This is a genomic window from Pseudarthrobacter cremeus, from assembly GCF_051857465.1.
Lineage (GTDB): Bacteria > Actinomycetota > Actinomycetes > Actinomycetales > Micrococcaceae > Arthrobacter.
This window is the reverse complement of record NZ_JBPZHC010000002.1, coordinates 581,939-600,551: the sequence shown is the minus strand read 5'-3', so window position 1 is coordinate 600,551 and position 18,613 is coordinate 581,939. Positions and strand designations below refer to the sequence as shown.

Genomic DNA, 18,613 nt, shown 5'->3' with positions numbered 1-18,613 from the left:
GCGGCCCGGGCATTGACTAGACTCGTGGACATGCCCGAGGAGAAGTACGTCGCTGTTCTCACGCAGCCGGATGCTGCGATGCAGACCGGTGAAGCTGCGTTCTTCGACGTCGACAACACGCTCATGAAGGGCGCCAGCCTTTTTCACGTTGCACGCAAGATGCACCAGCGTGGGGCCTTTACGCTGGCGCAGGCCGCCGGCTTCGCCTGGAAGCAGTTCAAATTTGTGGCACGCGGCGAAAACATGGACGACGTCCACGCTGTCCGCGATTCGGCCCTCACCCTTGCAGAGGGCATCACCGTGGAAGACGTCAAGGCCCTGGGCGAAGAGGTCTATGACGAGATGATCGCGTCCAGGATCTGGCCCGGGGCCAAGGCCCTGGCGCAGCAGCATCTGCGTGTGGGCCGGCGGGTCTGGCTGGTCACGGGCACTCCCATCGAAGTTGCCACGGTCATCTCCAGCCGGCTCGGCCTGACCGGGGCGCTGGGCACCGTGGGTGAAATCGCTGACGGCATGTACACAGGCCGGCTGGTGGGCGACATCCTGCACGGCTCGGCCAAGGCAGTTGCCGTCCAGGAGCTTGCCGACACTGAAGGCCTGGACCTGAAGCGGTGCTGGGCCTACAGCGATTCGTACAACGACATCCCGCTGCTGACCCTCGTGGGGCACCCGGTGGCCATCAACCCGGACGCCAGGCTCCGCCGCCACGCCCGCGACCACAACTGGCCGGTCTACGATTTCCGTTCCGGCCGCCGCGCCGCCACCCTGGGACTCAAGGCGGCTACTGCCTGCGGCGCCGTCTACGGCCTCTGGCGCGGCTTCGCCCGCATCCGCGGCCCCCGGGCATAGAAGGCCGCGCCAGCTGCTGTGTCTCGCGTAGGAGCGCATCGCGGCCGAACGAGCGACAGAGGTCGCCCAGCGACCAACGGAGCTCCTTTCGGCGAAAAGAAGTCCCAGGGACCCGGCCCGAGCTTGCGAGGGCTGGGCAGGGACTGAACGCTAAGCGACGGCGAGACACAGTCGCTGGCCGGCCCACGGACACAAAAATGCCCGCTGCCGGGAAGGCAACGGGCATTTTGCGCTGAGAGAAGTATCTCTACTTCTTATTGCGGCGCTGGTGACGGGTCTTGCGAAGCAGCTTGCGGTGCTTCTTCTTGGCCATACGCTTGCGACGCTTCTTAATAACTGAACCCACGAAAGTTCCTCACAAACTAGATGCAGTACCTGTCTGATGGAACTGGTCCGTGAGCAGAGCTACAGACTGAAACAACTGACAGATTCTTACAATGACGTAAAACGTTCCTTAACAGGGTACCGCTTCTTGGCGGCGCCTACTGACCGCGGCCTTTCCAGGGCCGAAACCAGCGGCGTGTATGCGGTCCCTGTTGCCTGACCTGCGTCGGTGCTGATCAGGCGGTTTCGGAGTGGCCGTCAACCACAGCACCCTTGAGGTACTGTTCGACGGCGCTCTCCGGTACACGGTACGACCGGCCGAAACGCACCGCAGGCATTTCGCCGGAATGGACCAACCGGTAGACGGTCATTTTAGAGACGCGCATGACCTCGGCCACTTCGGCGACGGTCAGGAACTTCGCGTTCGAGAAGTTCTGTTCTGCGGACATTTCCCTATTTCCTTTGCTGACGGATGACGACAGGGGCCCCAGCTGATGTTCCATTGCGGTGTGCCGATGCTGAGCCATCCACCAACCATGTGTTAGATACTCTAGAGGTTCATGGGGCTGTAGTGAAAGTCATTTCGAGTAATCATTACGCCGTGCGCCGCATGCGCGCGGAGGCAGCCAGCTGGTTGAGCACGGAGACGGACACATCCCAGTCCATGCAGGCGTCGGTAACGCTCTGCCCGTACACCAGCCCGGACCTTCCGGCCGCGTGCTCGGCGACGTCCAGGTTCTGGGCCCCGCCCACCAGGAAGCTCTCCAGCATGACCCCTGCGATGGCGTGTGCCGGCTGGCCGCCGTCCTCCAGCTGGGCGCCGATCTCCAAGGCCACCTCCGCCTGCCGGTGGTGGCTCTTGCCGCTGTTGGCGTGGCTGGCGTCCACGATCAGCCGGGGGTTCAGCGCTTTTGCCGTGAGCTTGGCGGAGGCGCTTTCGACGTCGGCAGCGGAGTAGTTGGGCCCCTTGCGTCCGCCACGGAGGATCACGTGCGTATCCGGATTGCCGGCCGTGGCCACGAGCGCCGCCCGGCCCTCGCCGTCGATCCCCAGGAAGGCCTGCGCGGCAGCGGCGGCACCGCAGGCATCGATCGCAACCTGGAGGTCGCCGTCGGTCCCGTTCTTGAAACCGATGGGCATGGACAAACCGGAAGCCAGCTGGCGGTGGATCTGGCTTTCGGTGGTGCGGGCCCCGATGGCTCCCCACGAGATCAGGTCCGCCATGTACTGGGGGCTGATCGGCTCAAGGAATTCGGTGGCGGTGGGCAGTCCGAGGGCGGTGACCTGCTGGAGGAAGCGGCGTGCGGTCCGGAGCCCGGTTTCCATGTCGTGGCTGCCGTCCAGGCGCGGATCGTTGATCAGGCCCTTCCAGCCCACGGTGGTGCGCGGCTTTTCGAAGTAGGCCCGCATCACGATCAGGAGGTCTTCCTTGTGCTTTTCCGCCTGGCTCACGAGCCGGCGGGCGTATTCCAGGCCCGCTTTGGGATCGTGGATGGAGCACGGGCCCACGATGACCAGCAGCCGGTCGTCCACGCCGTCCATGATGGCGCGGACCTCATCCCGGCCGCGTTCGACGACGTCCGCCACCCGGGCGTCCAGCGGCAGCTCGGCGATGAGCTCCTGGGGCGTGGGCAGTGGCGTGAATTCGCTGACGCGCAGGTTGGACGTGGATTTCGTTGCAGATGCGCCTGCCTGTGCGTCGGCGGGAGTGGCGGTGGTGGCTGGTGCGGTGCTCATGTGGGGTCCTGTTCCGGAGAGGAAGCGGGCCCGAATTCAGAACCCGCCGGGAAATGGCGAAGGGCAGAGAATGATCTCTGCCCTGTTGGCTCTGAAGGAAAGTTGGATGCGTGTCAGTTAGACGCGGGCCCCTCCAGAGCCAACGAAAAATACGCATACCAACGGTTTGTCATAGCCACACCATAACGGCACCGCGCGCCGCCGGCAAAATCCCCCGCCCAGTGGGGCGTCATACAGGATTCCTCAGCCCAGCAGCTTGCGGAGGAACTGCAGCTGCCTGATCCAGTGGTGCTCCTGGCCGCCCTCGTGGTTGTTGAACCGGTACACCTCGATGTCCTTGGCAGCACCTGTCCCGGATGCGCCGCCCGCCCCTGCCCCGTACGCATTGAAGCTGGCGAAAACCGTCGACGGCGGGCAGACATCGTCCATCTGCGCCGCCGAGTACAGCGCGGGGACGGTGGCCCAGCGGGCCAGGTTGACGCCGTCGAAGTAGTTCAGCACGTCCAGGATGGCCTCGTACCGTTCACGGTGCCGGGCCAGGAAGGCCGCGATCTCGGGGTAGGGGCCCCTCGGTGTGATGTCGATGGCGCGCGGGAAGTCCTGGAGGAACGGGACGTCGGGCAGCGCGGCGATCACGCCGTCGAGCCTTCCAGCCGCCAGCCCGGCCGTGGCAACGACGATTCCGCCGCCCTGGCTGACGCCGGCAAGGACCACCCGGGAGGCATCCACCTCCGTGTGCGATTGGGCGGCTTCCACCGCCCGGAATGCGTCGACGTAGACCCGTCGGTAATAGTAATCCTCCCGGTTGCCCACTCCCCTGGTCATCAGGCCGGCGTAGGCGACGTCGCCGGCGGACGGGTGCGGGTCCGGGGTGTGGCCGAGAATCCCGCCGTACCCCTGCCCCCGCGTGTCCATGATGAACTGCGCATACCCGGCCTGGGCCCATTTGGTGTCCTGGTTGGCCAGGCCGCGCCCGCCCGAGTAGCCGGCGTACTGGACGACGACGGGAAGCGGGGTTCCGGGCGCACGGTTCGCCGGGAGGTGGAGCCAGCCTTTGATCGGCGCCCCGCCGTAGCCGTTGAACGTTACATCGAGCGTGTCGATGACGGTGAGGTAGTTCTCCACCGGCTCGAACGTGGGATTGAGCGGAAACGCGCGGGCTGCGTCAATGGTGCCGTCCCAGAAGGCCTGAAGGTCTGCGGGTGCGGTGACGGCCGAGGTGTACGTGCGCAGCTGGTCAAGGGGCAGGTCAAAGAGGGGCATGGGGGTGGCGGGTCCTTTCTGGGTCGAAAAGAGTCTAGAGCCGCGCGAGCTGCGGGGTGAAGGTTTGCAGCGCGTGGCTGTTCACCACCAGCCCCCGCATGTCCCTGAGCCCCCCGGTGACCTGCCCGGCCGCGCGGGCTTGGACCAGGATGTTGCCCAGTGCCGTTGCTTCCACGGGGCCGGCGATCACGGTCTTGCCGGTGGCGTCGGCCGTGAGCTGGCAGAGCAGCCGGTTCTGTGAGCCGCCGCCCACTACGTGGACCACGTCCACTGGCTGGTCGGCGAGGCGTTCGGCGTCGCGGATGGTGCGGGCGTAGCCGGCGGCGAGGCTGTCCATGATGCAGCGGGTGATTCCCGCGGGGTCATCCGGCAGGATGTCCCCGGTGCGGCGGGCCGCGGAGCGGATCCGCTCGGGCATGTTGTCAGGGGCGATGAAATAAGGATCGTCCGGATTGATCTGCGGCCCGCCCGGAGGCAGTGCCGCAGCCGCGGTCAGTAAGGCTGTGAGCTCCGGAGTGAAGCCCTCGGACGCCCAGGTGCGCTGGCATTCGCTGAGCAGCCAGAGGCCGCCCATGTTGCGGAGGTAGCGGATGGTGCCGTCCACGCCGCGTTCGTTGGTGAAATTCGCTGCCCGGCTGGCCTCGGTCAGAACCGGATGCTTCAGCTCCAGGCCCACCAGCGACCAGGTGCCGGAGGAGATGTAGGCGAAGTTGCTCTCCTGGGCGGGGACGGCCGCGACGGCGGACGCGGTGTCGTGCGAGCCGACCGCCACCACGTTCGTGCCGGCGGGCAAGCCAACCTGTTCGGCGATGCCGGGCAGCAGGGTGCCCACCGTTTCGCCGGGTTCGACCAGCGGCGGGAACAGCTTTTTGGGCAGACCTAGGGCGCTGAGGAATTCCGTGGCCCACTCCCCCGCCACGGCGTCGAACAGGCCGGTGGTGGAGGCGTTCGTGGATTCCGTCCGGCGCTGCCCTGTGAGGAGGAAAGCGATCAGGTCCGGGATCAGGAGTGCCTGCAGCCCGTCCAGGTCCTGCTCGGTGGCGAGCTGGTAGAGGGTGTTGAACTGCAGGAACTGCAGCCCGGTAGTGCCGTAGAGCCGGGCCGGGTCCAGTTTCTTGTGGACGGGTGCGACGGCGGCGCGGCTGCGGTCATCGCGGTAGCTGTACGGCTGGGCGGTGAGCGCGCCTTTGGCGTTGACCAGGCCGTAGTCCACCGCCCAGGTGTCGATGCCGATGCTGGTGATGGTTTCGTTCTTTGCCGCCGCAACCGAAGCGGCAGCCGCCAGGCCTTTGAGTACCTCAGCGAACAGGGCGTCGAAGTCCCAGCGGAGGCCGCCGTCGAGCTCCACCACACCGTTGGGGAAGCGGTGCACCACTTCCAGCTCAACGCCGGAACCGCTCACGCGGCCCAGAATGACCCGGCCCGAAGACGCGCCGATGTCCACGGCGGCGAAAACACTGCCGGCGAAGACCTGGCCCGAGGGGCCAGCGGCGGACACCGCCCCGGCGGTGGCCGGGGCCGTGTCCTGTGCTGCTGTTTCGCTCATCGCAGGAAGGCTGCTGCCACACCGGCGTCCACGGGGATGTGGAGTCCGGTGGTGTGGGACAGTTCCGCGCTGGTCAGGACCGCGGCGGCGTTGGCCACGTGCTCGGGCAGGACCTCGCGCTTGAGCAGGGTCCGCTGGGCGTAGTACTTGCCCAGTTCCTGCTCGTCCACGCCGTAGACCGCGGCGCGCTTTGCGCCCCAGCCGCCGGCGAAGATCCCGGAGCCACGGACCACGCCGTCGGGGTTGATGCCGTTGACCCTGATGCCGTGCTCACCGAGTTCGGCTGCGAGCAGGCGCACCTGGTGGGCCTGGTCCGCCTTGGTGGCGGAGTAGGCGATGTTGTTCGGCCCGGCGAAGACGGAGTTCTTGGAAGAGATGTAGATGACGTCCCCGCCCATTTCCTGGGCGATCATCACCTTCGCCGCGGCCTTGGAAACCAGGAACGAGCCCTTGGCCATGACATTGTGCTGCAGGTCCCAGTCCTTCTCGGTGGTCTCCAGCAACGGCTTGGAGATGGACAGCCCCGCGTTGTTGACCACCAGGTCCAGCCCGCCGAACGCGAGCACAGCGGCGTCGATCGCGGCGATAACCTGGGCCTCGTCCGTCACGTCGGCCTGGACACCGATGGCGACGTCCGCGCCGCCCAGTTCCGCGGCGACGGCCTGCGCGTTCTCAAGGTTCAGGTCGGCAATGACCACGCACGCGCCGTCGGACGCCAACCGGGTGGCGATCGCCTTGCCAATGCCCGACGCCGCGCCGGTCACCAAAGCGATGCGGGTGGCGTGGGACTTAGGCTTGGGCAGGCGGGCCAGCTTGGCTTCCTCCAGCGCCCAGTACTCGATCCGGAACTTCTCGGATTCCTCGATCGGGGCGTAGGTGGAGATCGCCTCGGCGCCGCGCATCACGTTGATGGCGTTGATGTAGAACTCGCCGGCAACGCGGGCGGTCTGCTTGTTCGCGCCGTAGGAGAACATGCCCACACCGGGGATCAGGACGATGGCCGGGTCCGCGCCGCGCAGCGCCGGGGACTCCGGGGTGGCGTGCCGGTCGTAGTAGGCCTGGTAGTCCACCCGGTACTCCGCGTGAAGTTCCTTGAGCCGGGCGATGGAGTCCTCAATGGACGCCTCGGCGGGCAGGTCCAGGATCAGCGGCTTGACCTTGGTGCGCAGGAAGTGGTCCGGGCAGGAGGTGCCCAGCGCGCCCAGGCGCGGGTGCTCGGCGGCTGCGAGGAAATCAAGGACGACGGCGTCATCACTGAAGTGCCCCAGGACCGGTTTGTCGGTGGAGGCCAGGCCGCGGATCACCGGGGCGAGCGCTGCGGCCTTGGCCCGGCGCTCGGCCTCGGGCAGCGCGGCGTAACCGTCCAGCGCGGGGCCGAAGGGTTCAGCCGTGCCGTTGTCCTCGATGTACTTCTCGGCCTGTTCAATGATCCAGAGCGAGTTGGTCTCGGCCTCCTCACTCGTGGCGCCCCAGGCAGTGATGCCGTGGCCGCCGAGGATGGTGCCGATGGCCTGCGGGTTGGCCTCCTTGATCGCGGCGATGTCCAGGCCCAGCTGGAAACCGGGCCGGCGCCACGGAACCCAGACAACCTTGCTTCCGAAGATCTTGGTGGTCAGGGCCTCGCCGTCCACCGCGGTGGCAATGGCGATCCCGGAATCCGGGTGCAGGTGGTCCACGTGGGCGGCGTCCACCAGGCCATGCATGGCGGTATCGATCGACGGCGCGGCGCCGCCCTTACCGTGCAGGCAATAGTCAAAAGCAGCCACCATCTCATCTTCGCGCTCAACACCCGGGTACACGTTCTTCAACGCGTTCAAACGGTCCAGGCGCAACACCGCGAGGTTCCCGGCCTGCAGCGTGCCCAGGTCCCCGCCGGAGCCCTTGACCCACAAAAGCTGGACATCATCGCCCGTCACCGGGTCCTTCTCCGTGCCCTTGGCCGAGGTGTTGCCGCCGGCAAAGTTGGTGTTCCGCTTATCCGCACCCAGGCGGTTGGAACGGGAAATCAGGTCTTCAACAGTCTTGTTGATGTTCTGTGCAGTCATCGCTTATGCGCCCCATCCGGCTTGCTGGCCGCCGACGCGGTCCTCATTGATCTGTTTCTGGTAACCGCTGGCCTTGAAGGCGGCCATCGGGTCCGCGGGCAGGCCGCGCTCTTCACGCCATGCGGCCAGGATGGGCCGGACGTCCGTGTAGAAGGCATCATTGAAGACACCGTTGGCGGCCAGGACATCCCCGGCGCGCTGGGCCTCACCCAGGGCGGCGGTGTCCACCAGCATGGCGCGGGCCGTCATTTCCTGGACGTTCAGGACCGAGCGGATCTGGCCCGGGATCTTCTCTTCCAGGTTGTGGCACTGGTCCAGCATGAGGGCCACGCCGGATTCCTTGCCGAAACCGCCGCCGCGGATGACCTCATACATGATCCGGAACAGCTGGAACGGATCAGCCGCGCCCACGATCAGGTCATCATCAGCATAGAAACGCGAGTTGAAGTCAAAGGAACCAAGCTTGCCCAGGCGCAGCAACTGCATCACGATGAACTCGATGTTGGTGCCAGGCGCGTGGTGGCCGGTATCCAGGCAGACCATCGACTTCTCCCCCAGGGCCAGGGTCTGCGCGTAGGAAGTACCCCAGTCCGGAACATCGGTGTGGTAAAAAGCCGGCTCGAAGAACTTGTACTCCAGCACCAGGCGCTGGTTCTCCCCCAAGCCCGCGTAGATCTCCTGCAGAGACTCAGCCAGGCGGTCCTGCCGGCCGCGCATATCGTCCTGGCCCGGGTAGTTCGTGCCATCCGCCAGCCAGACCTTCAGGTCCTGCGAGCCCGTGGCGTGCATGATCTCGATGCACTCCAGGTGATGCGCGACGGCCCGCCGCCGGACAGCCCCGTTCGAAGAGGTCAGCGAACCGAACCTGTACTCATCATCCTGGAACGTGTTCGAGTTGATGGTGCCCAGGCCCACGCCAAGGCCCGCCGCGTACTCCTTCAAGGCCGCATAATCATCCACCTTGTCCCACGGGATATGCAGGGCCACCGTGGGAGCGAGCCCGGTCAGCTCATGCACCTTGGCCGCGTCAGCGATCTTCTCCTGCACAGTCCGCGGTGTGCCCGGCGTACCGAACACCCTGAAACGCGTGCCTGAATTTCCATAAGCCCACGAAGGGACCTCGATGGCAAGCTCTCCGAGCCTGCCCAGCGCCGTTGCTACGTCATTCATGATGGGATTCTTTCCGGTCTGGTGGTGCTGAGATTAAGGGCGTGTGGTTCACTGCTGGTCCTGCGGTTGAGTGTTCGTGCTGCGGCCCCGCTGCAGGAGCCTGGATAGATCAGCCGGCAGGTCAGCTGGCCGTGGCCTCCGCCGCCGCGAGCTGATCGTCAAGATTGAAGACTTCTTCGAGGACCTGGAACCCCGCGTCGGGCGCCTGATCCGGGTTGTCAAAAAGCGACGCCATCTCGGCCTGCCAGCGCGCATTCACGTCTGCCAAAGCCATCCGGGCGCGGACGGCGCCGAAATCGTCGCATTCCACGTACCCGATGAGCAGTCCGTCATCGCCGAGGAACAGCGAGTAGTTGTTCCAGCCCGCGTCTTTAAGGGCCGCCAGCATCTCCGGCCACACGGCAGCGTGGCGGCGCTTGTACTCCCCGATCAGCGATGGCTGGACCGAGGAACGGAAACACACCCTCATCTGCGACTCTCCTGAACTTCCAAATCTTTGAATCGTTTCATTGTTACGATTCAAAGTACTCTGGAAGACAAGAAGGTGTCAAGCATTCCACCCCCGAAGGCCCCAAGGAATTACTGGACCCCCGGATCAGCACGGAGAATCATGAATCGCTCAGCCAGCATCAAGGACGTCGCCAACCACGCCAGCGTCGCCGTGGGTACGGTTTCCAACGTCCTGAACTACCCGGACCGGGTGTCCCAGCGGACCAAGGAGCGCGTACTGCGCGCCATTGACGAGCTGGGTTTCGTCCGCAATGACGCCGCCCGCCAGCTCCGGGCAGGACACAGCAGGACCATCGGGCTGATTGTGCTCGACGTCGGCAACCCGTTCTTCACCTCCGTGGTGAGGTCGGCAGAGGACGCCGCGGCACTCCAGGGCAGTGCAGTGCTGCTGGGCGACAGCGGCCACAATGCCAGCCGCGAGTCCAACTACATCGACCTTTTCCAGGAGCAGCGTGTCCAGGGCCTGCTGATCTCTCCCGTGGGCGACGTCACCGAGAGGCTGGATCTGCTCCGGGAGCGCGGCATCCCCACCGTGCTGGTGGACCGGCTGGCTGACGAGGAAAAGTACAGTTCAGTCTCCGTGGACGACGACGCCGGAGGTTACCTCGCTGCCCGGCACCTGCTGGACACCGGCCGCCGTCGGCTCGCCTTTGTGGGCGGCCCCACGTCCATCCGCCAGGTGGCCGACCGTCTCCAGGGTGCCCGGCGGGCGGTGAAGGAAGAGCCGGACGCCACACTGGAGGTCCTCGATTCCGACGGGCAGACAGTGCTGGCCGGCCGCAGCGTGGGCAACATGCTGGTGGAGCGCGGGCGCGGGGACCTGCCGGACGGCATCTTCTGCGCCAACGACCTCCTGGCCCTGGGCGTGATGCAATCCCTGACCATGACGCACACCCTGAGGATTCCCGAGGATATTGCGCTGATCGGTTACGACGACATCGATTTCGCCGTCTCAGCCGTGGTACCGCTCTCCTCCATCCGCCAGCCCACCGAGGCGCTGGGACGCACCGCCATCGAACTGCTGGCGGAGGAACTTGAAGCGAACAATCCGCGGCACCGGGCCGTGATCTTCACTCCGGAACTGGTGGTGCGCCAGAGCACCGGTCCGGCAAAGGGCCCCGCCGCCGGCTAGATGATTAAGTCCTATTGGATTTAGTGGTCGTAGGCGATCAGGGAGCGTTTGCGGGGTGCGCCGGTGTGCCAGTTGTGCCAGATGCCGGCGGCAAGGGCGAGTAGGCGTGCGGCGACGCGTGCTTTGACGCCTTCAAGGCTGCGTCCGCCGTGGTCTTCGAGGGTGAGCTGGCCTTTGAGGGTGTCGAAGACTGACTCGATCCATTGCCGGATGCCGCCGAGTTTGCCGAAGCGTGGCTTCTCGTCCTTTCGGTCGGGTCTGATGAGGTGGGCGCCGAGGTCTTCGGTGATGAACCGTTCAAAGTCCTTGCCGGCGAAGCCTTTGTCGCCCAGGATGACCTGGCCGGCGCGGACGAGGTGATGGTCTTTTTCCAGCAGGGCCTGGGTGACTTCGCGTTCCCCGACTTTGGGGTTAGCAAGGCCCCAGATGACCGGCATTCCTTCAGGGGTGCTGATCAGGTATAGGCGGAAGCCCCAGAAGAACCTGGAGTGGGAAGCGCAGTAGCCGTAGCCGGCATGCCCGGCCAGATCGGAGCGTTTGACGGTTTCCCGTGACGTCCCGCAGGGCAGCGGAGTGGGGTCGACCAGCCGGAGCACGTCATGCCAGGACGGGGTGTCCTTGGCCAGGGCGGTGATGGTCGCGGAGATCAGTGTCCCCGCGGCCCGGAGCCGTTTGTTGTAGCCGGACTGCTGCGGGATGTGGGGGAACATCGCGGTCAGGTGCGTCCGGGCGTACCGGATCCATCTGGTTTCGGAGGAGAATCCGAGCAGTTGCTGCGCCACCGCCAGGCAGAGCAGCTCCGCATCCGAGAGGCCGGGCTTGCGCCCGGGCCGCCGGTCCCGGGACACGCCAAGATCTGGCAGGACACGGTCGGTGAGAAGGACATAGAGTGTGGTCAGGAGAGTGTTTAGTTCGGGGTTCACATACCGGGTTTAACACTCTCCTGTTATCTCTCAGGACATAGGTAACAGTTCTGCCTCAACACATCGGTCACATTTCCGCGGGTTTTGGTGGTGACACTTCCCCCGGTGTTAGCGAGTTACTGACCGGCCCGTGGCGGCGGCAAAGAATGACAGGTGAAAAAGAATGAGCCTGTCAACGCCCGTATCCGCCTCGCCATCGCCCAGTGGCCCGATGACGCACCACGCGGCGCTGTCAGCACGTTCTGCACCGAGCATGACATCACCCGCAAGACGTTCTATGCGATCCGAGCCAGGGCGCGTGACGAAGGCCAAGCCGCGGCCTTGGAGCCGCGCTCACGCCGCCCGAAAATCTCTCCAACTCGGCTCTCCGAGGACCTGAAGCAAGAGGCGCTGAAAGTGCGTGCGGCGCTGGAGTCCTCCGGCCTGGATCACGGGCCGATCAGCGTGCACGACAAGATGGTATCCCTGGGGATGCACGCACCCTCGCCTGCTTCGCTGGCGCGGATCTTTCGGGAAAAGAACGTGGCCCGGTCCGAGCCGACGAAGAAACCCCGCGCCTCGTACCGCAGGTTCGTCTACCCGGCCCCGAACGCCTGCTGGCAACTGGACGCCACCGAGTACGTGCTCACCGGTGGGCGCAAGTGCGTGATCTTCCAGCTGCAGGATGACCACTCACGGCTCGCGATCGCTTCCCACGTGGCATCAGGTGAAACCAGCCAGGCGGCCCTGGCGGTCGTGAAAAAGGGCATCGCAGCCCATGGGGTGCCGCAACGATTGCTGACCGACAACGGGGCGGCTCTGAATCCCTCACGCCGTGGACTCGAAGGCCAACTGGTCACCTACGTGACTTCGCTCGGGGTCAAGGCGATCACTGGCAAACCATACAAACCAACCACGCAGGGGAAGAACGAGCGCTTCCACCAGACTCTGTTCCGGTGGCTGGATAAGCAACCCCTCGCGGCAACACATCAAGAGTTGCAGGAGATGGTTGACCGGTTTGACCTGATCTATAACACCGAACGCCCGCACCAGGGACTGCCCGGGCGCATTACCCCGCGGCAGTCATGGGACGCCACGACCGTCGCCGATGCACCGAGGCCGCGACCAATCGCGGTTCTTCATGAAGCCAACGCACCTGCTCCGGTAAATCCGGGCCTTGTGGAACCGGTGGTGGATGCCGGACCGGGAGCGCCGGATCGCAGCACCACGAACGGTCTGCAAACGGAAACTGATCTCGAAACCAGTGCGCTCGAGAAAATCACCGGCAGCATTTCTTACCCGGCAGCCGCCGGCAGCCAGAAGCTCCGGGTCTATTCCAACGGCGTCGTCAATATTGGCAGAACGCTCTTCTCTTTGACCAAGCGGATGGGCGGACGAGACGTCGTTGCTGTCTGGGACCAGGAGGGTGTCATGTTCGCCAACACCGAAGGCGAGGTCATCGCGGAATACGTGTGGCCATCAAAAGGCACCGGATACGTCGGGATCAGCAAGTCCCTGACGCGTTTCCGCAGGTAGCGCGTGAAAGGTGAACCGTCACCGATGTGCTGAGACACCAAATGTCACCGAAGTCGTGAGGCAGAACTGTCACCTATGTCCTGAGACATCACAGGTTTAACACTCTCCGCCTTACTTTAAAAGCGTCCTCACCGTCCAAAGCAATAGGACTTACTCATCTAGGGGCTGCCGCCGGATCGACACCCGCAGTTTTCCTCTTGTCAGGTCCTCCAAACAGTGGGAATCTGCTGGGAGGAGAGAGGTCCGTGAGTCCAATGACACAAAGCACGGAGATCGGCCGCATCGCTGTCGATGATCTGCAGGCATCCTTTCGGGGCGACCTGGTCGGTCCGGCAGACGCCGGCTACGACGAGCATCGCAAGGTGTGGAACGGATCGATTGACCGCCGTCCCGCACTCATAGCCCGCTGCACCGGCGTTGCAGATGTCCGGGCCGCCATCCGGTTCGCCCGCTTGCACGGCCTTCAGGTCGCCGTGCGGGCAGGCGGTCACAGCTTTCCTGGGCTATCGGTCTGCGACGACGGGATGGTCATCGATCTCGCGCCCATGAAGGGCATCCGCGTGGACCCCGGCGCGCGGACAGCCCGTGTCCAGGCAGGTGTGCTGCTGGGCGAACTCGACCGCGAAACGCAGGAGTTCGGGCTCGCTGTCCCGTCAGGGATCGTCACCCATACCGGAGTTGCGGGGCTTACGCTGGGCGGCGGCATCGGCTGGATCATGCGCAAGCACGGACTCACCGTCGACAACCTGCTCTCCGTTGACGTTGTCACGGCCGACGGCGAGCTGGTGACTGCCAGCGAGGACCAAAACGCCGACCTTTTCTGGGGCGTGCGGGGCGGCGGCGGGAACTTCGGCATCGTTACCGAGTTCGAGTTCCGGCTGGTCCCTGTGGGTCCGTCCGTTATGGCGGGGCCGGTCTTTTGGCCGATGGAGGACACTCCGGAGGTGCTGCGGTTTTACCGTGACTGGCTCGCGGACTGCCCTGACGAGCTCATGACCGTGGCCGTGCAGCGGAGGGCACCGGCGCTGCCGATCGTCCCGCCGGAGCTGGTGGGCAGGCGGGTCCTCGCTATCACCTCCTGCTATGCCGGATCTGTAGAGGATGGCGAACGGGTGCTGCAGCCGTTGAAGGAGTTCGGGTTCCCGGTCCTTGATTTCTGCCGGCCGAAACCCTTCCTGGAACACCAGAAAACGTTCGATCCATCGTTCCCCCACGGCTGGTCCTACTACGTCCGGTCCTGTGACATCGAATCCCTCAGCGACGAGGTGATCGACATCGTCGCCGAGTACGGCATGCGCATCACGTCGCCGGTCACCAGCGTCGCCCTCTGGCAAATGGGCGGCGCGGTAGGGCGGATCGGCAACGACGCCACTGCATTCAACGGCCGCAACGCGGGCTTTACGTTCAACATCAACGGCAACAGCAAGACCGCCGAGGGCTTCGATGCTGAGCGCCAATGGGCGCGCGATTACTGGTCGGCCCTGGCACCGCACCACACCAGCGTCTACGTGAACTTCCTGATGGAAGAGGGTGAGGAGCGCGTCCGGCAGGCCTATGGAGCCGCCAAGTACGAGAGGCTCAAGTCACTGAAGCGCAAATACGACCCGACCAACTTCTTCAGCCTCAACCAGAACATCAGGCCCGACTGATCACTGGGTTCCGGGTGTGTTCCGGGCGTACCGCAGCGCACTACGTTCGGTGCGTGGTTACGCCGCCAGGGGCACACCGAAGAGGTCCCCGGCACGCCTGACGAGGTGGTCCGGAACGTCCTGTTCCCGGCCGTGTTCGTCGTTTCCCAGGAACACGGCGGGTCCCCGCGCAGCTCCGGCGAGGTCCAGGCCGCAGTCGTACATCAGCTGGGCGGCGCGCAGGTTTGGCGGTAGGTCCTTGATCACGCCCTCGGCGTTCAGGTAGACATGCCAGTCGCCGCGCGTGACCGACTCAATATCGCCCTCAACCAGCTCCTGAAGATTCTTCAGCGCGGCCTCGATCGGTCCGACCCGGACGGGTTCGTTGGTCCGGGCCGGGATTATCAGTGCTGTAAATGTGGTGCTCATTTTTCGTCCTACAGAGTCAACCGCATCCACAAGCTTGGTGTTCCCGCGCCGGTGAAGACTGGAGTTTCTCCACTGTCAGGTTCCGGTACGCCGCATTCAAAGGAGCCATCTGCCGGAAACCGAGGCTTCCGCCGCCCCGCGGGTTGTCAGATTGGTCAGTCCACGCAAAAAGTGTCAGCCCGTTGACGGCAAACGACACATTCCGGCCGTCCTTCACCACTTCCATGCGGTAGAAATCCAACGCGTCCTCCGCGGGCGGTAACGGGTCGGCACCTTGGGCCACCAGTTCAAAGCCGGCGCTTTTCCGCAGGTTGCAGGTGCGGAAGGCCCGTTCTGATTCGTGCTTGTGGCGGAAATAGGACACATGCAGGGCATCGATGTCACCCGAGTGATACTGCGGGTAGTAGCCGGTCCGTGGCGCGAGACCGGGTGAAAACAGGTCATGCCCGCCCTGCCCCGTCGCTGCAAAGAAGAGCATTGCCAGCCCCGGCTCAGCGAGGGGCATGAACTCCCAACGGATCCGGATGCCGTCCGGGAACTCCACAGGGCACCAGAACGTCCAGTGTGCGTGATCCCCGAACTCTTCGTCGTCAAGCAGCCCGGAGAGCTCCAATGCGCCGTCGTGGCTGCCCGTATTCAGCGGCCCCTCGGGCACCCAGTCCGCCACGTCCGCCGGGCCGGCGAGCGGATTGCTGTACAACAGCCCGCCGCCCAGGCGCGCCGCGCCCAAGTGCACCGCACCCAGGTTCCCCGTGCCCACCTAGCCCAGCACCGCCGTCGTACTTAACCGCAACGCGGGGTCACTCCCGGCCCGATTTTCACCGATTATCGGGCCGGATGTGACTCCGCGTTGCTTGGAGCTGTAGCCGAGCCGGGCCAGCCGGGACGCCACCTGCTCCGCCACAATGGAGGCACCATGCTGGGAGAAATGGGTGTTGTCCGCCAGCCCGTCAGGCCAGTGAGCGTGCTCGCCCGGGCCGAAATGGCAGAACAGGGACTTCGATTCCTCCACGCCCAGCTCCACGTACAGCGTGCGGGTCCACGAGTTAAGGTCGACGACGGCCAGCTTCAGTTCGAGCGCCATCTCGCGTACCACCTCGGGGTAATCTTCGAGGCTCTCCTCAAGGACGCCGCGTGTGCCCGCGCCATCCAGGAAGTGCCGGCGTTCCACCGAGGTGCAGAGCACCGGGACCGCGCCAAGGCCACGGACCTCGGCCACCATGGTGCGCAGGTTGGCCGCATAGCCGGTCCTTGCTGCGAGGTGGGCCTTCTTCTGGTCGTTGTGCCCGAACTGGATTAGGACGAGATCGCCTGAGTCCGCGGTTTCCAGGAGCTGCGTCCACAGCCCCTCCTCACGGAAGGACTCAGTGCTGGCGCCGCCCTTGGCGAAATTGTGCACCGCCGCCCATGAGTACACGTGCCGGGGCAGCTGCGCACCCCACCCACTCATGGGGTACTCGTGAGTTGGACAGTTCGCCACGGTGGAATCTCCGGCGAGCAGGATTTTCATGGTGTGCTTTCTGTTGGTCGGAGCACCTCTTCAGGCGCGACGGCGGGTGCGGCGGCGGGCGGTCAGCCCTTGACCGAGCCGATGAGCATGCCCTTGGCGAAGTGCTTTTGCAGGAAGGGGTAGAAGATCAGGATGGGCAGGGTGGCCACCACGATCACGGCGAACTTGATGCCCTGCTCCGGGGGGATGTAGTTCGGGTCCACGTTTCCGGTACCCAGCAGGTCCGAAGAGGCAGTGACCTGGCGAAGGTACATCTGCAGGGTCCATTTGGAGTTGTCGGAGAGGTAGAGCAGGGGCGACATGAAGTCGTTCCAGATCCCGACAGCGTAGAACAGGGCGAACGTTGCCAGGACCGGTTTGGACAGGGGCAGCAGGATCCGCCAGAGGATCCCTACTTCGGTGGCGCCGTCCATCTTGGCGGACTCCTCCAGCTCCGCGGGGAGTTCCTGGAAGAAGTTCTTGATGATGATCAGGCTGAACGGGTTGATCGCGGCCGGCAGGATCAGGGCCCAGTAGGTGTTGAGCAGGCCCAGGTCCTTGACCAGGAGGAACGTGGGGATCATGCCGCCGGAGAACACCATGGCGAAGACCACCAGGGACAGGATCAGCTGGCGGCCGCGGAGGTTCCGCTTGGCCAGCGGGTAGGCCATGGTGACAGTCAGGATCAGCTGCACCACGGTGCCCACCACGGTGACGAGCACGGTGGTGATCAGCGCTTTGATGAACGCCTGGGTGGAGAAAATGTACTCGTAGGCGCCCAGGGAAAACTGCTCTGGCCAGACGAAGAAGGCGCGCCGGGTGATCTCGGCTTCGGTGGCGAAGGAGCCGGCGAAGACGTAGACGAAGGGCAGCAGCGTGACGATGCCGATCAGGGTCAGGAAAACGTAGTTGACGGCGTCGAAGACGCGGCCGCCGGGAGTGTTGTGAATCTTCATTAGAACAGTCCGCTCTGGTTGAATCGCTTGGCCAGGGCGTTGGTGCCGAAGATCAGCACGATGCCCACCAGTGACTTGAACAGCCCCACCGCGGTCGAGTAGGAGTAGGCGCCCTGGGTGATGCCCACGAAGTACACGTAGGTATCAAAGACGTCGGCCACGGACCTGTTCAGGGCGTTGGTCATGAGGTAGATCTGCTCGAAGCCGGTGTTCAGCATCTGCCCGATCGCCAGGATCAGCATCACGATGATGGTGGAGCGGATCCCGGGGAGGGTGATGTGCCAGACCCGGCGGAACCGGCCGGCGCCGTCGATGATGGCGGCCTCGTACTGGTCCTGGTCCACGGTGGCCAGGGCGGCGAGGAAGATGATGGTCCCCCAGCCGGTGTTCTTCCAGATCTCCTGCAGGACGATCAGCGGCCGGAACCAGGCCGGATCGGAGAGGAAGTCGATGTCCGTGCCCAGGACGTTGTTGATGAACAGGAACAGCGGCCCGAAATCCAGGGCGAAGAGCAGGAAGCTCAGCGACGCCACGATGGTCCAGGACAGGAAGTGCGGGATGTAGACCAGGGTCTGGACGGTGCGTTTGAGGATCGAGAGCCGGACTTCGTTGAGCAATAGAGCCAGCACGATGGTCAGCGGAAACGCGATGCCCAGGTTCAGGAACGCCAGGATCAGGGTGTTCCCCAGCAACCGGGCGAAGTCCGGGTTGGCGAAGAAATCCTGGAAGTGCTCGAAGCCCACCCACGGGCTGGCGTTCACGCCCAGGAACGGGACGTAATCCTTGAACGCGATGGACACCCCGTACATCGGGGCGTAGCGGAACACCGCGAAATACAGCACTCCAGGCAGGAGCAGCAGGTACAGCCATTTGTAGTGGGCGAAATGGACCGAGAACTTCCCGCGCGGGACCTTGGGAGCCTTGGGCGGTTTCTTCCCCCGTTTCTGGGTCGTGCCGGGTTCCGCCCCCGCGCCGTCGCCGGCGCCGATGTTCGAGGCCAGTGCGTCTGTCAGTTGCGACATGCAGGCCTCCTTTCTGGTGGTGATGGTCCGCTGCCGGCCGGCCCGCACGCTGGGTGCGGGCCGGCCGGCAGCGCC

At 64.8% G+C, this 18,613-nt stretch carries 18 protein-coding genes; 4 read left to right on the top strand and 14 right to left on the bottom strand.

All coding sequences use genetic code 11. The features are described from left to right. The first annotated feature begins 30 nt into the window (after positions 1-30). Positions 31-849 (top strand): HAD family hydrolase, encoded by an 819-nt coding sequence (locus ACS5PJ_RS06480; RefSeq protein WP_439434079.1) that lies wholly within the window; start codon positions 31-33, stop codon positions 847-849. A 247-nt stretch (positions 850-1,096) separates the two neighbouring features. On the opposite strand, the gene ACS5PJ_RS06475 is transcribed toward ACS5PJ_RS06480, so the two are convergent. The 8 genes from ACS5PJ_RS06475 to ACS5PJ_RS06440 all read right to left on the bottom strand — a co-directional run bounded on the left by ACS5PJ_RS06475 (position 1,097) and on the right by ACS5PJ_RS06440 (position 9,403). Continuing rightward, entirely contained in the window at positions 1,097-1,195 is a 99-nt protein-coding gene (locus ACS5PJ_RS06475; RefSeq protein WP_003792170.1) for a 30S ribosomal protein bS22, read from the bottom strand. Positions 1,196-1,409: 214 nt separating this feature from the next. Beyond that, the gene (locus tag ACS5PJ_RS06470) at positions 1,410-1,622 is read right to left on the bottom strand and encodes a helix-turn-helix domain-containing protein (protein ID WP_058931377.1); all 213 of its coding nucleotides are present in this window, start codon (positions 1,620-1,622) and stop codon (positions 1,410-1,412) included. Between the two features lie 145 nt (positions 1,623-1,767). Continuing rightward, the gene (locus ACS5PJ_RS06465; RefSeq protein WP_439434078.1) at positions 1,768-2,910 is read right to left on the bottom strand and encodes a 3-deoxy-7-phosphoheptulonate synthase; all 1,143 of its coding nucleotides are present in this window, start codon (positions 2,908-2,910) and stop codon (positions 1,768-1,770) included. A 243-nt stretch (positions 2,911-3,153) separates the two neighbouring features. Next, positions 3,154-4,173 (bottom strand): acetylxylan esterase, encoded by a 1,020-nt coding sequence (locus ACS5PJ_RS06460; RefSeq protein WP_439434077.1) that lies wholly within the window; start codon positions 4,171-4,173, stop codon positions 3,154-3,156. Positions 4,174-4,207: 34 nt separating this feature from the next. After that, positions 4,208-5,719 carry a rhamnulokinase gene (locus ACS5PJ_RS06455; RefSeq protein WP_439434076.1) on the bottom strand — a complete coding sequence of 504 codons (1,512 nt, stop codon included), beginning with the start codon at positions 5,717-5,719 and terminating at the stop codon, positions 4,208-4,210. Beyond that, positions 5,716-7,764 carry a bifunctional aldolase/short-chain dehydrogenase gene (locus ACS5PJ_RS06450; protein ID WP_439434075.1) on the bottom strand — a complete coding sequence of 683 codons (2,049 nt, stop codon included), beginning with the start codon at positions 7,762-7,764 and terminating at the stop codon, positions 5,716-5,718. The genes ACS5PJ_RS06455 and ACS5PJ_RS06450 overlap by 4 nt, the downstream gene beginning before the upstream one ends. A gap of 3 nt (positions 7,765-7,767) precedes the next feature. After that, positions 7,768-8,934 carry an L-rhamnose isomerase gene (rhaI, locus tag ACS5PJ_RS06445; RefSeq protein WP_439434074.1) on the bottom strand — a complete coding sequence of 389 codons (1,167 nt, stop codon included), beginning with the start codon at positions 8,932-8,934 and terminating at the stop codon, positions 7,768-7,770. A gap of 121 nt (positions 8,935-9,055) precedes the next feature. After that, positions 9,056-9,403 (bottom strand): L-rhamnose mutarotase, encoded by a 348-nt coding sequence (locus tag ACS5PJ_RS06440; RefSeq protein WP_439434073.1) that lies wholly within the window; start codon positions 9,401-9,403, stop codon positions 9,056-9,058. A 141-nt stretch (positions 9,404-9,544) separates the two neighbouring features. Between ACS5PJ_RS06440 and ACS5PJ_RS06435 the strand changes: the two genes are divergently transcribed. After that, positions 9,545-10,576 carry a LacI family DNA-binding transcriptional regulator gene (locus ACS5PJ_RS06435; RefSeq protein WP_439434072.1) on the top strand — a complete coding sequence of 344 codons (1,032 nt, stop codon included), beginning with the start codon at positions 9,545-9,547 and terminating at the stop codon, positions 10,574-10,576. 20 nt (positions 10,577-10,596) lie between these two features. On the opposite strand, the gene ACS5PJ_RS06430 is transcribed toward ACS5PJ_RS06435, so the two are convergent. Continuing rightward, entirely contained in the window at positions 10,597-11,499 is a 903-nt protein-coding gene (locus ACS5PJ_RS06430) for an IS982 family transposase (protein ID WP_439434071.1), read from the bottom strand. A gap of 153 nt (positions 11,500-11,652) precedes the next feature. Between ACS5PJ_RS06430 and ACS5PJ_RS06425 the strand changes: the two genes are divergently transcribed. Next, on the top strand, positions 11,653-13,014 hold the full coding sequence (locus ACS5PJ_RS06425) for an integrase core domain-containing protein (RefSeq protein WP_439434070.1): 1,362 nt from the start codon (positions 11,653-11,655) through the stop codon (positions 13,012-13,014). Positions 13,015-13,268: 254 nt separating this feature from the next. After that, positions 13,269-14,663 (top strand): FAD-binding oxidoreductase, encoded by a 1,395-nt coding sequence (locus ACS5PJ_RS06420; RefSeq protein WP_439434129.1) that lies wholly within the window; start codon positions 13,269-13,271, stop codon positions 14,661-14,663. A gap of 57 nt (positions 14,664-14,720) precedes the next feature. On the opposite strand, the gene ACS5PJ_RS06415 is transcribed toward ACS5PJ_RS06420, so the two are convergent. The 5 genes from ACS5PJ_RS06415 to ACS5PJ_RS06395 all read right to left on the bottom strand — a co-directional run bounded on the left by ACS5PJ_RS06415 (position 14,721) and on the right by ACS5PJ_RS06395 (position 18,538). Continuing rightward, entirely contained in the window at positions 14,721-15,071 is a 351-nt protein-coding gene (locus ACS5PJ_RS06415; protein ID WP_439434069.1) for a DUF3846 domain-containing protein, read from the bottom strand. A gap of 16 nt (positions 15,072-15,087) precedes the next feature. After that, on the bottom strand, positions 15,088-15,831 hold the full coding sequence (locus ACS5PJ_RS06410) for a DUF1961 family protein (RefSeq protein ID WP_439434068.1): 744 nt from the start codon (positions 15,829-15,831) through the stop codon (positions 15,088-15,090). Then, the gene (locus ACS5PJ_RS06405) at positions 15,832-16,581 is read right to left on the bottom strand and encodes a rhamnogalacturonan acetylesterase (RefSeq protein WP_439434067.1); all 750 of its coding nucleotides are present in this window, start codon (positions 16,579-16,581) and stop codon (positions 15,832-15,834) included. A 62-nt stretch (positions 16,582-16,643) separates the two neighbouring features. Next, on the bottom strand, positions 16,644-17,516 hold the full coding sequence (locus ACS5PJ_RS06400; RefSeq protein WP_439434066.1) for a carbohydrate ABC transporter permease: 873 nt from the start codon (positions 17,514-17,516) through the stop codon (positions 16,644-16,646). Beyond that, the gene (locus ACS5PJ_RS06395) at positions 17,516-18,538 is read right to left on the bottom strand and encodes an ABC transporter permease (RefSeq protein WP_439434065.1); all 1,023 of its coding nucleotides are present in this window, start codon (positions 18,536-18,538) and stop codon (positions 17,516-17,518) included. The genes ACS5PJ_RS06400 and ACS5PJ_RS06395 overlap by 1 nt, the downstream gene beginning before the upstream one ends. Positions 18,539-18,613 lie beyond the last annotated feature (75 nt).

Coding starts and splice junctions, on each gene's coding strand:
- ACS5PJ_RS06480 (WP_439434079.1), top strand. CDS start 31: ATGCCCGAGGAGAAGTACGTCGCTGTTCTCACGCAGCCGGATGCTGCG.
- ACS5PJ_RS06470 (WP_058931377.1), bottom strand. CDS start 1,622: ATGTCCGCAGAACAGAACTTCTCGAACGCGAAGTTCCTGACCGTCGCC.
- ACS5PJ_RS06465 (WP_439434078.1), bottom strand. CDS start 2,910: ATGAGCACCGCACCAGCCACCACCGCCACTCCCGCCGACGCACAGGCA.
- ACS5PJ_RS06460 (WP_439434077.1), bottom strand. CDS start 4,173: ATGCCCCTCTTTGACCTGCCCCTTGACCAGCTGCGCACGTACACCTCG.
- ACS5PJ_RS06455 (WP_439434076.1), bottom strand. CDS start 5,719: ATGAGCGAAACAGCAGCACAGGACACGGCCCCGGCCACCGCCGGGGCG.
- ACS5PJ_RS06450 (WP_439434075.1), bottom strand. CDS start 7,764: ATGACTGCACAGAACATCAACAAGACTGTTGAAGACCTGATTTCCCGT.
- rhaI (WP_439434074.1), bottom strand. CDS start 8,934: ATGAATGACGTAGCAACGGCGCTGGGCAGGCTCGGAGAGCTTGCCATC.
- ACS5PJ_RS06440 (WP_439434073.1), bottom strand. CDS start 9,403: ATGAGGGTGTGTTTCCGTTCCTCGGTCCAGCCATCGCTGATCGGGGAG.
- ACS5PJ_RS06435 (WP_439434072.1), top strand. CDS start 9,545: ATGAATCGCTCAGCCAGCATCAAGGACGTCGCCAACCACGCCAGCGTC.
- ACS5PJ_RS06420 (WP_439434129.1), top strand. CDS start 13,269: ATGACACAAAGCACGGAGATCGGCCGCATCGCTGTCGATGATCTGCAG.
- ACS5PJ_RS06415 (WP_439434069.1), bottom strand. CDS start 15,071: ATGAGCACCACATTTACAGCACTGATAATCCCGGCCCGGACCAACGAA.
- ACS5PJ_RS06405 (WP_439434067.1), bottom strand. CDS start 16,581: ATGAAAATCCTGCTCGCCGGAGATTCCACCGTGGCGAACTGTCCAACT.
- ACS5PJ_RS06400 (WP_439434066.1), bottom strand. CDS start 17,516: ATGAAGATTCACAACACTCCCGGCGGCCGCGTCTTCGACGCCGTCAAC.
- ACS5PJ_RS06395 (WP_439434065.1), bottom strand. CDS start 18,538: ATGTCGCAACTGACAGACGCACTGGCCTCGAACATCGGCGCCGGCGAC.